This is a genomic window from Collinsella aerofaciens (assembly GCF_040910185.1).
In the GTDB taxonomy this organism is placed as follows: domain Bacteria; phylum Actinomycetota; class Coriobacteriia; order Coriobacteriales; family Coriobacteriaceae; genus Collinsella; species Collinsella aerofaciens_BF.
Genome location: NZ_JBDGBA010000007.1, coordinates 1 through 13,125 on the forward strand (window position 1 = coordinate 1; position 13,125 = coordinate 13,125).

General features: G+C 59.6%; 11 protein-coding genes. 7 read left to right on the forward strand and 4 right to left on the reverse strand.

Annotated elements, in window-relative coordinates; all coding sequences use genetic code 11:
• Positions 1-590, reverse strand: a 590-nt coding sequence (locus AB5Z54_RS04095) for an alcohol dehydrogenase catalytic domain-containing protein (protein ID WP_368160346.1), incomplete at its 3' end; no start/stop codon positions are given.
• A 360-nt stretch (positions 591-950) separates the two neighbouring features.
• Between AB5Z54_RS04095 and AB5Z54_RS04100 the strand changes: the two genes are divergently transcribed.
• The 4 genes from AB5Z54_RS04100 (at position 951) to AB5Z54_RS04115 (ending at position 5,656) form a co-directional block, all read left to right on the forward strand.
• Positions 951-2,558 (forward strand): alpha-glucoside-specific PTS transporter subunit IIBC, encoded by a 1,608-nt coding sequence (locus AB5Z54_RS04100; protein ID WP_368160507.1) that lies wholly within the window; start codon positions 951-953, stop codon positions 2,556-2,558.
• Between the two features lie 155 nt (positions 2,559-2,713).
• The gene (locus AB5Z54_RS04105) at positions 2,714-4,057 is read left to right on the forward strand and encodes a 6-phospho-alpha-glucosidase (protein ID WP_368160349.1); all 1,344 of its coding nucleotides are present in this window, start codon (positions 2,714-2,716) and stop codon (positions 4,055-4,057) included.
• 127 nt (positions 4,058-4,184) lie between these two features.
• Positions 4,185-5,261 (forward strand): redox-regulated ATPase YchF, encoded by a 1,077-nt coding sequence (ychF, locus tag AB5Z54_RS04110; protein WP_055309950.1) that lies wholly within the window; start codon positions 4,185-4,187, stop codon positions 5,259-5,261.
• 11 nt (positions 5,262-5,272) lie between these two features.
• Positions 5,273-5,656 carry a DUF1648 domain-containing protein gene (locus AB5Z54_RS04115; protein WP_161116122.1) on the forward strand — a complete coding sequence of 128 codons (384 nt, stop codon included), beginning with the start codon at positions 5,273-5,275 and terminating at the stop codon, positions 5,654-5,656.
• Between the two features lie 9 nt (positions 5,657-5,665).
• Here the strand turns inward: AB5Z54_RS04115 and AB5Z54_RS04120 are convergent, their stop codons facing one another.
• Positions 5,666-6,055, reverse strand: a complete 390-nt coding sequence (locus tag AB5Z54_RS04120) for a hypothetical protein (protein WP_368160352.1) — start codon at positions 6,053-6,055, stop codon at positions 5,666-5,668.
• 76 nt (positions 6,056-6,131) lie between these two features.
• On the opposite strand from AB5Z54_RS04120, the gene AB5Z54_RS04125 reads away from it, so the two are divergent.
• Positions 6,132-6,350 (forward strand): helix-turn-helix domain-containing protein, encoded by a 219-nt coding sequence (locus AB5Z54_RS04125; RefSeq protein WP_035136926.1) that lies wholly within the window; start codon positions 6,132-6,134, stop codon positions 6,348-6,350.
• A gap of 321 nt (positions 6,351-6,671) precedes the next feature.
• Here the strand turns inward: AB5Z54_RS04125 and AB5Z54_RS04130 are convergent, their stop codons facing one another.
• Positions 6,672-7,685 carry an asparaginase gene (locus AB5Z54_RS04130; RefSeq protein ID WP_368160355.1) on the reverse strand — a complete coding sequence of 338 codons (1,014 nt, stop codon included), beginning with the start codon at positions 7,683-7,685 and terminating at the stop codon, positions 6,672-6,674.
• Positions 7,686-7,952: 267 nt separating this feature from the next.
• On the opposite strand from AB5Z54_RS04130, the gene guaA reads away from it, so the two are divergent.
• Positions 7,953-9,551, forward strand: a complete 1,599-nt coding sequence (gene guaA, locus AB5Z54_RS04135) for a glutamine-hydrolyzing GMP synthase (RefSeq protein ID WP_117635915.1) — start codon at positions 7,953-7,955, stop codon at positions 9,549-9,551.
• Between the two features lie 257 nt (positions 9,552-9,808).
• Here guaA and AB5Z54_RS04140 read toward each other — a convergent pair whose 3' ends face one another.
• Positions 9,809-10,234 carry a hypothetical protein gene (locus tag AB5Z54_RS04140; protein WP_368160357.1) on the reverse strand — a complete coding sequence of 142 codons (426 nt, stop codon included), beginning with the start codon at positions 10,232-10,234 and terminating at the stop codon, positions 9,809-9,811.
• Positions 10,235-10,293: 59 nt separating this feature from the next.
• Between AB5Z54_RS04140 and AB5Z54_RS04145 the strand changes: the two genes are divergently transcribed.
• Complete coding sequence (locus AB5Z54_RS04145; RefSeq protein ID WP_368160358.1) at positions 10,294-13,035, forward strand: PRD domain-containing protein; 2,742 nt, start codon at positions 10,294-10,296, stop codon at positions 13,033-13,035.
• Positions 13,036-13,125 lie beyond the last annotated feature (90 nt).

Consider the following 13,125-nt stretch of genomic DNA (forward strand, 5'->3'; position numbering starts at 1 on the left):
TCGACGGGCTCGAGCAAGACAACCTTGGTGGCGCCGGCGTTTTTAGCAAGCTGCATCATGAGCAGACCGATCATGCCACCGCCGATAACGACAACTGTGCTGCCGGGCTTGATGTTGCACATATCGATGCCGTGCAGGCAGCAGGCGACGGGCTCGGTCATAGCGCCCTGCTCGAAGCTGGTGTGATCGCCCAACTTGTAGACTTGCTGCATATCGACGGAGCAGTACTCGGCAAAGCCGCCGTTAACGGTGGTGCCGTAACCGGTCATATGCTCGCAGTAGTGGTTGATTCCGTCGCGGCAGGGTTCGCAGCAGCCGCAGGGATGGTTTGGGTCGATGCACACGCGATCGCCCGGTTTAAAGCCAGCGACGTCGCTGCCCACGGCCTCGACAACGCCCGCAAACTCATGACCAAGGATCGTGGGCGGGGTAACGTCGGCCGCACCCTTGTCGCCTTCATAGATATGCACGTCGGTGCCGCAGACGCCGCAAGCTTTGACGTTGATCAGAACGTCGCGCCTGCCCACGGCCGGCTTTGCCGATTCCTCGACTCTGAGGTCGTGCTTTCCATAGAAGACCGCGCTTTTCATGGTGACTCCTTAACGTAGCGGTGAATGTTGTAATGAAGTATAGGTATGTCTATAGATATAGACAAGCACATCTAGACAAGTAGAAAAGAAAAATGAAATGCAGCCATCAGTTATATCAGATTTAACAGGCGAAATACTGGACATATACCGTTTACGGCCAATAATCAACCGTTTACCGACCGTAGTATTTATGCTAACTTGTCTAGATAAGTGATATGATAAAAATAGAAGCGCAAGAAGTCAGGGAAGCGGGCCCACCCGTCCTATTGCACGAGGTACACGCAAACGGCGCGTCTGCGGTCTCGAGTGAAGCCAAAACCGCAGTCGCTCCGAATGAAGAGAGGGGGATTCCCCGTCATGATGCAAAAGATACAACGTTTCGGCGGTGCAATGTACACGCCTGCAATTCTTTTCGCATTTTCCGGAATCGTCGTCGGCCTGGGTACGTTGTTTACCACCGAGGCGATCTTTGGCGAGATGGCCACTGCGGGCCATCTTTGGTTTGATTGCTGGAATGTGCTGCTCCAGGGTGGTTGGACGCTCTTTAACCAGATGCCGTTGCTGTTTTGCGTAGCGTTGCCAATCTCGCTCGCGAACAAGCAGAACGCTCGCTGCTGCATGGAGGCTTTGGCCATCTACCTTACCTTCAACTACTTTGTTAGCACAATCTTGGGGCAGTGGGGCCCTGTCTTTGGGGTCGACTACTCTGTCGAGGCGGGCAGCGGTACTGGTCTTGCCACTATCGCAAGCATCAAAACGCTTGATATGGGCATCATGGGCGCGCTCATTATCTCTGGTATCGCCACGATGCTGCATAATAAGTTCTTCGACACCGAGCTCCCCGAGTGGTTGGGCGTGTTCTCGGGTTCCGTGTTCATCTATATGATCGGTTTCTTCGTTATGGTTCCGGTCGCTCTTATCGCCTGCCTGGTGTGGCCGCATGTTCAGGCTGCTATCTCTGCCTTCCAGGGATTCATCCTTTCCGCCGGTACGTTTGGCGTGGGTGTCTTTGCTTTCTTCGAGCGCGTGCTGATCCCTACAGGCCTGCACCACTTTATCTATACGCCGTTCTATTACGACAACGCGGCGGTCAACGGCGGCATCTTTGCTGCTTGGGCCAATATCCTGCCCCAACTGGCTGCCGATCCGAGCATTGCTCTTAAGGATGCCGCACCCTGGGCTGCCTATACCTGCCCTGGTTGGACTAAGGTCTTCGGCTCGCTTGGCGTCGCCATTGCGTTTTATATGACCGCCAAACCCGAGCGCAAGCAGCGCGTCAAGGCTCTGCTGATCCCGGTCACCCTTACCGCTATGCTTTGCGGTATCACCGAGCCGCTTGACTTCACCTTCCTGTTCATCGCGCCCGGCCTGTTCGTCGTCCACTGCGTGCTCGGAGCGCTCGGCTGCATGGCTCAAAACCTCCTTGGCGTCGTGGGTATCTTCGACGGCGGCATCATCTCGATGCTCTCGTGGGACTGGCTGCCCCTTTGGGCCGCACACGGTCTGCAGTACGCCATCTCCATCCTTGTCGGTCTGTGCTTTACCGCTCTTTGGGTCGTGGTCTTCCGTTTCCTGATCGTCAAGTTCGACTTTAAGACCCCCGGTCGCGAGGATGACGATGTTGAGGTCGAGCTCAAGTCCAAGGCCGACTACAAGCAAAAGCAGGGCGGTGCTGCTGCTGGCAAATCGGTCGCCCAGAGTAAAGATGACGAGCGCTTGGTGCTTGCCGAGAACATCCTCGATCTGCTCGGTGGCACGGATAACATCATCGATGTAACTAACTGCGCTACCCGTCTGCGCGTTAACGTCAAGGACAAGAGCGTCGTTGCACCCGAGGCTTCCTTCAAGGCGATCGGTACGCATGGCTTGGTGGTCCAAGGTCAGTCAATCCAAGTCATCATCGGCCTTACCGTCCCGCAGGTTCGCGAGAAGTTCGAGAGTCTTCTGAAGTTCGAGAGTCTTCTGTAAACCATCGTCCATCGAAACAATCGGCCTTGCAGAGCCGGCATGCACCGCAAGGCCGATTCTAGAGATAAAAAACTCCACTTCTAGGTAACAATTCCAAACCGTACAGGCCGCGTGCGGGGATGGATTGAGCAAGCGGCCAGAATGAGGAGGACATCATGTCCAAGAAAAACTATGCCGTGACCATTGCCGGCGGTGGCTCTACCTTCACTCCGGGCATTGCCCTGATGCTGCTTGAGGAGCGCGACCGCTTCCCGGTCAACAAGGTGACCTTCTACGACAACAACGCCGAGCGTCAGGAGACCGTGGCCAAGGCCTGCGAGATCTACTTCCATGAGAACGCTCCCGAGGTTGAGTTCAACTACACCACCGACCCCGAGACCGCATTCACCGGGACCGACTTCGTCCTTGCTCACATCCGCGTCGGCCTGTATGCCATGCGTGAGCTCGACGAGAAGATTCCTCTCAAGTACGGCTGCGTTGGCCAAGAGACCTGCGGTGCCGGCGGTATCGCCTACGGCATGCGCTCCATCGGCGGCGTCATCGAGATCCTCGACTACATGGAGAAGTACAGTCCCAACGCCTGGATGCTCAACTACTCCAACCCCGCGGCCATCGTCGCCGAGGCCTGCCGCGTGCTGCGCCCCAACAGCCGCATCATCAACATCTGCGACATGCCGATCGACCTCATGGATAAGATGAGCCGTATGTGCGGCATCAAGGATCGTCGCGAGCTGCAGTATAGCTACTACGGCCTCAACCACTTTGGTTGGTGGAGCAAAATCTACGACAAGGATGGCAACGACCTCATGCCGAAGATTAAGGAGCACATGGCTAAGAACGGCTACCTGGACGGCATCGAGCACGAGGCCGGTAAGGAGCAGCATGTCGAGGAGAGCTGGATTCACACCTTCGGCAAGGCCAAGGATGTCTATGCTGTCGATCCCGAGACGATTCCCAATACCTACCTCAAGTATTACCTGTACCCGGACTATGTCGTCGAGACGTCTGACCCCAACTACACTCGCGCCAATGAGGTTATGGACGGCCGCGAGAAGAAGGTCTTTGGCGCTTGCCGCGACATCATCGCCAAGGGTACTGCCAAGGACGGCGGCTTTGAGCCCGACGTACACGCCAACTACATCGTCGACCTTGCCTGCGCGCTGGCCGAGAACACGCTCGAGCGCTTCCTGCTGATTGTCCCCAACGATGGTGCTGTGCCCAACTTCGACCCGACGGCCATGGTCGAGGTGCCTTGCATCGTCGGCTCCAACGGCTTTGAGAAGATTTGCCAGGGCCCGATCCCGCAGTTCCAGAAGGGCCTGATGGAGCAGCAGGTTTCCGTCGAGAAGCTCGTTGTCCAGGCTTGGGTCGAGGGCAGCTACCAGAAGCTCTGGCAGGCGCTCACGCTCTCCAAGACCATTCCTTCGGCAAGCGTTGCTAAGCAGATCCTGGACGAGCTCATCGAGGCCAACAAGGATTTCTGGCCCGAGCTTAAGTAAGGACTACTGTCTCGAACCCTCACGCATCTCTGCTTCATTTGCGCCGTCGTGGCGTCCGGATTCGCCCGGATGCTGCGGCGGCGCTATACTTATGCAGTTTGAAGTACCTGTACCAAAAGGAGCTGTCGTGTCCCTTTCCATCGGTATCGTGGGCCTGCCCAACGTGGGCAAGTCGACGTTGTTCACCGCGCTTACCAAAAAGACCGGCCTTGCCGCCAACTACCCGTTTGCCACGATCGACCCCAACGTGGGTATCGTCGATGTGCCCGATAGCCGCCTGCAAAAGCTCGCCGACATCGTTAACCCCGGCCGCATTGTGCCGGCTACGGTCGAGTTCGTCGACATCGCTGGCCTGGTGAAGGGTGCCAACGAGGGCGAGGGCCTGGGCAACCAGTTCTTGGCAAACATCCGCGAGACCGACGCCATCTGCGAGGTCGTGCGCTACTTTAAGGACCCCAACGTTATGCGTGAGGTGGGCCGCACGGGCGAGTTCGTCGACCCCGCCGGTGACGCCGACACCATCATGACCGAGCTCATCCTGGCCGACATGGGCACGCTCGAGAAACAACTGCCCAAGCTCGAGAAGGAGGCCAAGCGCGACAAGGAGCTCATGCCCAAGTTCGAGGTGGCCAAGCGCCTGCTCGCCTGGCTCAACGAGGGCAAGCGCGCCGCATCCATGGAGATGACCGACGAGGAGCGCGCTGCTGCCAAGGGCTTGTTCCTGCTTACTATGAAGCCCATCCTGTATGTGGCCAACGTAGACGAGGACATGCTCAACGAGGACCTGGCGCCCATCGACGGTGTCAAGCCGCTACCCATCTGCGCCAAGATCGAGGCCGAGCTTTCCGAGCTCGATCCCGAGGACGCCGCCGACTACCTGGAGAGCCTGGGCTTGGAGCAGCCCGGCCTGGACGTGCTCGCGCAAGCAGCCTACAAGCTGCTCGGCCTGCAGTCGTTCTTTACGGCTGGCGAGATGGAGGTCAAGGCCTGGACGGTTCGTCAGGGCGCGACCGCCCCGCAGGCCGCCGGCGTCATCCACACCGACTTTGAGCGCGGCTTTATTAAGGCCGAGGTTATTGGCTATGACGACTACATCGAGCTCGGCGGCGAGCAGGGCGCCAAGGCCGCCGGCAAGCTGCGTATTGAGGGCAAGGACTATGTCATGGCCGATGGCGACGTCGTGCACTTCCGCTTTAACGTGTAAGGACGACGCATATGTTTAAATATGGCAAAAAAGCTGGCTACATGGGTATTGCGCTGCTCGTACTTGCGGTGATTCCGCTGGTGGTTGCAGCGTTTGTGATCCCCAACATTGGCCCCGAGGTGGCAACGAAGTTTAACGCAGCCGGCGAGGTGACGCGCTGGGGTAAGAGCTACGAGCTGCTGGCACTGCCGGTGCTCAACCTGCTGCTGAGCGTGGCGACGTACTTTACGGCGGGACGCCAGGCAAAGAACAACGAGGACTCCGCTGTGATGGCACGTCTTGCGTGCGAGCGCTACCTGCGCAACGGCTGCATCACGGGCGTGTTCCTCAATGTAATCAACGTCTACTTTATGTATTCGGCGATTACTGGAACGGGCTTTGGCTTTGGTTTCTAGCTTGTCCTTTTAGGCAACGAGCCTGCACACATATTCAATGGCTGCTGCGAGGCCGCCGCTCGATCGTGGTTTAAAGACCATGTCGGCGGCGGCCTCGTTTTCGTATCCGGCGCCGCGAAGGGCAAGTGCGATACCGGCTTCCAGGAGAAGGGGCAGACCTCGTTGGCTGGTTGCGATTACGGCAGCCTGCTTGAGCGAGCAGCTGTGCGCTTGGCATTGGATGGCAAGTTCACCTTGCGCCGGGCAAGGGACCAGAACGGCGGCGACGCGACTTGATAGCAATGCAAATGCTGTGCGCTCATCGGGCGAAAGGCATTCTGCTTCAACGACGACGAGCTCGGGCGGTGCGCTGTTTGTGCGAGGCGTGGCTCGGTACATGCGGACCGAAGAACCCGACATAGAAAACTCCTGTGTATTCGGCAAAACGTAAATTATAGTTTACGTTTATGTTCGGCTCCATTTCAAACTCGGCTGCATGGACGAACGTGCGAAACAGATTCTTGGCAGGCGGGTCGAAGAGACACGCAGGGACCTTGGTATCTCCAAGGTTGATTTTTGTGTGGCGACAGGAATCAGCCGACCCTACCTCGACCGAATCGAAGATGGGACGGCAAATTTCACGCTCAAGGTTCTATTTAAGATCGCGCCCGCACTCGGCATGACGGTGTCAGAACTTCTCGAGGGCATCGAATAGGGCGATTCCCGCTGCTAATTGACGCTCTTTGGGCGGGTCCCCCTGGTTGCGATGTGCAAAATCGCGAGTATTCAGCACCTGTTCAGCCGTAGATGGTAGCTCGGGCGGCTGGCTTTGCTTTTTTGACAGTAGTTAATCCACACACTTAATAAAAATGTGGAATAAATATTTACTAGACGGCCTCTTCGCCCTAAAAGTTCGTCTAACAGTCGGCCGATTCTATGCCTCCGGCGGAGAAATTGCAGAATACTCCGATTTTTGCACGGCCCGAGGGGGACCACCTGTCGTTTGAGGCTGCGATAAGTGGAACTGCCTTAGGAATTACGCCATCGGGATGCGATCGTGGTTGACTTGGCTGTAAAACAGGCGCTGAATCTCTGCCGCATCACGTGACTGGCCGAGTGCCCACATGGTCTTGGCCACGAGCGTCTCGGTGGTCATGTCGTCGCCGCACAGAATGCCCGGATGATCGGCGTAAGCACGGCCGACCTCATAAACGCCCAGATCGAGGCCCTCTTCGGGGACCTGCGTGGTCATAACGACGGTGCGGCCCGAATCGACCCAGCGGAAAATCGCCTCTTGGAACGACTCGCCCGACTCACCAAATTCGGGGATACCGCCAATGCCAAAGGTCTCCAGAATCACGGCGTCGTAGCTATCGGCAAGGGCGTCGAGGATGCCCGGGTTTACGCCGGGCGTAAGCTTAAGTACAAATACGCGCGGGTCGATGCTGTCGTAGAAACGCACCGGGTTTTCGCCCTGATGCGTGCCGTGAAGCCCGTTGCGCACGATGCGGTCGTTGCGGATGTAGGCAATGGGCGGATAGTTGACGCTAATGAACGCATTAAAGCTCATGGTGCGCTGCTTACGGGCGCGCGTGCCGGCAATGGCCACGCCGCCAAAAACGATCGAGACGTCGTGCGAATGCTCATCGAGCGCATAGAGCAGGCTCTGGTACAGGTTGAGCTTGGCGTCGGTAAAGGGATTGCCCATGGGCTTTTGCGAGCCGGTGAGCACGATGGGCTTGGGGCTGTCCTGAATCAGGTAGGAAAGCGCTGCCGCGGTGTAGCTCATGGTGTCGGTGCCGTGCATGATCACGAAGCCGTCGTGGTCGGCATAACCCTCGACAATGACGTCGCGGATGCGCATCCAGTCGCTCGGGCGCATATTGGTGCTGTCGATGTTCATGGGCTGCACCACGTCGAGCTCGCAGAGGCCCGAGATCTCGGGGACACTCTGGGCGAGCTCCTCACCGGTCAGGGCGGGGGAGAGGCCGTTGCCGTCCTCGGTCGATGCGATGGTGCCGCCCGTGGCGATGAGAAGGATGCGCTTCATGCTGGTATTCCTATCGTATTTGCCGCCGCAGAGGCGGAGTCGTTCGGCAGTATTGTGGCACAGGGCGTACAATGTTCAAACGTATTACATCATCTGTAACGTTTGGTAACACTTCAATTGCCGTCAAATAGGGACCCAGGTCGTGCGTTTGCCGTGCGCTGATGGCTGCGAGGGACGAGAAACCCCATATAACGTGTACACTATGAAAGTTATTCTCGTTTATTCGCGCGGGTGGGCACCGGCTCCCCGCCAACAAGAGGGGGAACCATGGATCAAAAGGCTTCCGCAAAGGTCCTCGTACTCGACTTTGGTGCGCAGTACGGTCAGCTCATTGCCCGTCGCGTCCGCGACCTCAACGTGTATTCCGAGATTGTCCCCTGCGACATCTCGGCCGACGAGATTCGCGAGATGAACGCCTCTGCGCTCATCCTTTCCGGCGGCCCGGCTTCTGTGTATGCCGAGGACGCTCCGTCCATCGATCCTGCCATCTTTGACCTGGGCCTTCCCGTCCTGGGCTTTTGCTACGGCCATCAGATCACGGCCGTGACGCTCGGCGGCAAGGTCGGCCACTCCGAGGTGGGCGAGTATGGCCGCGCCACCATCACGCGCACGGCTGGTGCCAAGCTCTTTAACTCTACGCCCATGGAGCAGACCGTGTGGATGAGCCACCGCGACGCCGTTTCCGAGGTGCCCGAGGGCTTTACCGTTACCGCCAGCACCGACGTGTGCCCGGTTGCCGCCATGGAGTGCGTCGAGCGCAAGATTTTCACCACGCAGTTCCACCCCGAGGTCAAGCACTCCGAGTACGGTCAGCAGCTGCTGAGCAACTTCCTGTTTGAGATCTGCGGCCTGGAGCCCAACTGGAGCATGGACAACCTGGTCGAGACCATGACGGCTGAGTTCCGCGAGAAGGTCGGCAACGACCGCGTGATTCTGGCCCTGTCCGGCGGCGTCGACTCCTCCGTCGTGGCTGCGCTGGGCGCCCGCGCCGTGGGCAAGCAGATGACCTGCGTGTTCATCAACCACGGCCTGCTGCGCAAGGGCGAGCCCGAGCAGGTGGAGGAGGTCTTCACCAAGCAATTTGACGTCGACTTTATCCACGTTCATGCCGAGGACCGCTACGCCGAGCTTCTGGCCGGCGTGACCGAGCCCGAGGAGAAGCGCCGTATCATCGGTACGCAGTTCTGGAAAGAGTTCTTCGCCGTGGCGCAGCAGCTCGAGACCGACGGCAAGCCGGTCAAGTACCTGGCTCAGGGCACTATCTACCCCGACATCATCGAGTCCGGCGCTCGCAAGACGGGCGGCAAGACGGCCACCATCAAGAGCCACCACAACCTGATCCCGTTCCCCGAGGGCGTGCACTTCGACCTCATTGAGCCGCTCGACCACTTCTTTAAGGACGAGGTCCGCGCGCTTGGTCTGGCGCTGGGCCTGCCGGGTCACATCGTGTTCCGTCAGCCCTTCCCGGGCCCGGGCCTGGCCATCCGCATCATCGGCGCGGTCGACAAGGAGAAGCTCGAGATCCTCAAGAACGCCGATGCCATCGTGCGCGAGGAGCTCGACGCCTACAACCAGCGTCTGTTTGAGCAGACCGGCGAGCGCAACTCCGAGCACAGCTGCTGGCAGTATTTCGCGGTCCTGCCTGACATCAAGTCCGTTGGCGTTATGGGCGACGAGCGCACCTACCAGCGCCCGATCATCTTGCGTGCCGTCGAGTCCAGCGATGCCATGACCGCCGACTGGGCCAAGCTGCCCTATGACGTACTGGCCCGCATCTCTGGCCGCATCGTTGCCGAGGTTCCTGGCGCCAACCGCGTGTGCTACGACATCACGTCCAAGCCGCCCGCGACCATCGAGTGGGAATAAACGATATTCGTTGATTTCAAGCCTCTGACCTGCGAAAACAGGTCGGGGGCTTCTTATTTTGCAACCTCTGTGCAACCTTTGCGGTTTCGCGCCCCGTGAACAGGGGACGTAGCGCTGTTCACGTCTGGGCCCATGTCGGCACCGATCAATGCCCGCGCTGCTTCTGCTTGCGCTTCAGCTTCCGCTGCTCGAAGCACGTCGCCCGGGGTTCCTCGCCAGAGGAGAGCTGACCGTTCCTTGCGAAACCGCGAGACCAGCTATATCCGCTTGCTGCGGGGTTGCTTGAGCCAGTTCCTCTTGAAAGAGCCTATACCTCCGAAGAACTTGTTGTATGTCTCACCGTTCTCCTTGGCCTCGCACTTGACCAAGGCAAGTTCGATGGTGCAGAGGTAATCCGCCACTTGCTCGAGGCGGTAGTCGGTCATCGAGGTCTTGCGGCGTCGGACGACCCCTTTTGAGAGGACCTTGCCCACCGAGCCGTCTCGCCCACGGAACAGAAGGAGCGCATCCTCGCGACCTTCGGCGACCTGTGCTGCGAGATGGAGGGCTGCACCATCGCGCAGGGCCCTTTCCAAAGCGAAGTGTCGAGCCGAAGTGTTGAGCGTCGGCCCTGAATGTTCAATGGCCGTTGTTTTCTGCCCCTCAAGTGGTGGACTTTTCCTCGGAGCTGTTGATTCCCCCACGCGCCCCCTTCCGTTCTCTGTTCTCCCCTTATACTCCTTGTACGAGGAGGTAAGAAGTCATGGACAAGACCACACAGGACAGCTTGGCAAAGAAACCCGTCGACATGAGGGACAGGATTCTCGAGCATCTCGAGGCCCTCACCTCCGCCGTCTCGCTCGACGACCTTGCCCGTCTGTCCACCTCCGACATCGCCGAGACGCTCATCATCTCCAGGAGCCTGGCGAGCCAGTACCTCAACGACCTTGTTCGCGCCGGTCTTGTGGTTAAGGTGGCGGGCAGGCCTGTCCGTTATTTTCATCGCCGCGCGTTCCAGAAGCGTTTTCAGGTAAAGCTCTCTGCAAGCGAGTACGCCTCGCTCGCCGACCTCATCCAGGCGACGGGAATCGCCGATCACCGCGACTTCGCGCGTGCCGTGGGCTTCGACATGAGCCTCAGCTCCGTTGTCGAGCAGTGCAAGGCTGCGGTTCAGTACCCTCCGTTTGGCCTGCCCATCCTCTTGAGCGGCGGCGTGGGTGTCGGTAAGTCTTTCCTTTCTCGCCTTGTGTACGAGTACGGCAAGAACCAGGGCTTGCTGTCCCGCGACTCCTCCTATGTGCGCATCGACTGCGCCGGGGTCCCGGACGCCGCCTCGTTCAACGGGCTTCTTGACGAGTCGATCGCGAAAGCGCGCGGGGGTGTGGTCTTTGTCAACGGCATCGAGGCACTCTCTCCCTCTGCGATGGAGCACTGCCTTGCGACGGCCCTCGGGCTCGATGCCTCCCAGGATGCGCCGCGCGCTCGCCTCGTTCTTTCGACGACGCTTTCCGCCGATGACCTGAAGGTTTCCTCGGCCTACAGCAAAATGCCCATCTGTGCCCGCGTCCCCTCACTCAAGGAGCGGACCCCCGAGGAGCGCGAGGATCTCATCTTGAGCTTCCTGCGCAGCGAGGGGTGCCGAATCGGTTCTGATGTGAAGATCAGCCGCGGCGCATACCGCTGCCTCGTGAACGCGGACTTTTCCGATAACATCGCCGGCTTGCGCGCCTGCGTGACGAACTGCTGCGCCAAAGCGTTCCTCAATCGCGAGGGCGACTACGTCGTCGTTCGCCCGTATCTTCTTCCCAGCGGGCTCCTCTCCTCCGCGCAGATCGATCAACAGCCCGACGATGGCGTTCTGATCGACGCGTCCCTGGATGCCGCCGAGAGCACAGGGCCGGTCGAGCAGGCGCTCGATGCCCTGTGCTCTCTCGATGAGCGATTCTGCGCCGGGGAGCTCTCTGTCTCCGAGCTCGTCTCGCAAGCTGTCTCCGCTGTGCGCGGCGTTGAGGATCACTTGATCTTCGGCCGCGGCGTTGCCTCCTCGAGGTCGCGCGCCTTCGAGCGCATCGTGGGCGCGGTCCTTGCCGACGCAGGCTCTTCTTATGGCATCGAGCTTTCGAGGAAGGTCGCTTTTCTGCTGGCCCAGGAGATTTGCCTGCAGTTGTGGCCGGGCATCGGCCTGGCTAAGCGAAAGTCTGCCTGTGCGGAGCAAATCTCCCATCTCCTCGGTGCCGTGACCTCCGAATTACCGTTTGCCTCGAGCGTCTCCGATCAGGTCGCCGCAGACGTGGAAGGGGCGCTGGGAATCTCGCTCGATCACTTCACGAAGACGCTTCTGACGCTGTGCGTCGCATCGGAGTCTCGCGACGCGAAGGCCCTTCGGACGCTCTGCGTCATCTTGTCCCACGGCTACTCGACGGCGACGAGCATCGCCGACGCGGCGAACCGTATGCTCGGCATGCATGTGTACGAGGCGGTCGACATGCCCTACGACCAGCAGCTGAAGGACATCGTCGGTCCGCTCCAGCGCCTCGTCGACCGCCATTCCTACTGCACCGGGGTCGTGTTCCTCGTCGACATGGGCTCCTTGGAGGAGGCCTATAAGGCCCTCGAGAACGTTACCGACTCCACTATCGGCGTGGTGAACAACGTCTCTACCGGTCTTGCGCTCGAGATCGGGGTCGGGCTGCTCGGCGGCAAGTCCATCGCCGAGGTTCTTGGCGATGCGACCGCCGCGTGCGTGACGCACTGCAAGGTGATCGAGCGCGTCAACCGTGAGGACGCCATCGTCTTCTGCTCCGAGTCCGGGGTCGACGCCGCGGAGAGGATACGCCAGCTCGTCTCGCAGAGCCTCCCGCGCACCATAGGCGCGCGCCTGCTCACGAGGCCCTTCAAGCAGCTCGTCGCGAACGGGTCGAACGACGCCGTTTTCTCCGAGCACCGCGTCTGCGCCGTCATCGGCACGGGAGACCCCGGGGTCGCCTCCGTCCCCTTCGTCGCCCTCGAGGACATCATGTCGACGGCGTCCGCCTCTAAGGTCGATGCCGTGTTCGGCAGGTGGCTTGACGCTTCCGAGCTCTCTTCTTTCCACGAGAAGCTGCTCTCGAACATGACGCTGCAGAACGTCATCCGCTCCATCACCATCCTCGACCCGGAGCGGCTATTCCACGAGATCGAGAGCGCCGTGCACGAGCTTCAGCGCAGGACAGGCGAGAAGATCGGCAGCAACGCCATCATTGGGCTCTACGTCCACCTCTGCTGTCTCGTCGAGCGCCTTGTTACCAGAAACCCCATTGAGACCTACGTTGGCCAGGACCGCTTCGAGGAGGAGCGTGCCGATTTCATCGAGTCCTTCAGGCAGAGCTTCTCGAGCATCTCGACGCGCTATCGCGTAGAGGTTCCCGTAAGCGAGATCGCATATGTCTTCGACTACATAAGCGTGAGCGCCGCCCCGGCGCGAGAAGAGCGCCTCGGCTCCTCGGACCTCCTGCTCGACGAGTGACCTTCCCCGCGCCGCCGCAAGCTGACCGCGCGTCCTCAATAATTCGATAACCCCTTGCCCGGCGCGAATCCGGATAGCGCCGAGGCAGTA

Coding starts and splice junctions, on each gene's coding strand:
- AB5Z54_RS04130 (WP_368160355.1), bottom strand. CDS start 7,685: ATGAAGCGCATCCTTCTCATCGCCACGGGCGGCACCATCGCATCGACC.
- AB5Z54_RS04145 (WP_368160358.1), top strand. CDS start 10,294: ATGGACAAGACCACACAGGACAGCTTGGCAAAGAAACCCGTCGACATG.
- AB5Z54_RS04115 (WP_161116122.1), top strand. CDS start 5,273: ATGTTTAAATATGGCAAAAAAGCTGGCTACATGGGTATTGCGCTGCTC.
- guaA (WP_117635915.1), top strand. CDS start 7,953: ATGGATCAAAAGGCTTCCGCAAAGGTCCTCGTACTCGACTTTGGTGCG.
- AB5Z54_RS04125 (WP_035136926.1), top strand. CDS start 6,132: ATGGACGAACGTGCGAAACAGATTCTTGGCAGGCGGGTCGAAGAGACA.
- AB5Z54_RS04105 (WP_368160349.1), top strand. CDS start 2,714: ATGTCCAAGAAAAACTATGCCGTGACCATTGCCGGCGGTGGCTCTACC.
- AB5Z54_RS04100 (WP_368160507.1), top strand. CDS start 951: ATGCAAAAGATACAACGTTTCGGCGGTGCAATGTACACGCCTGCAATT.
- AB5Z54_RS04120 (WP_368160352.1), bottom strand. CDS start 6,055: ATGTCGGGTTCTTCGGTCCGCATGTACCGAGCCACGCCTCGCACAAAC.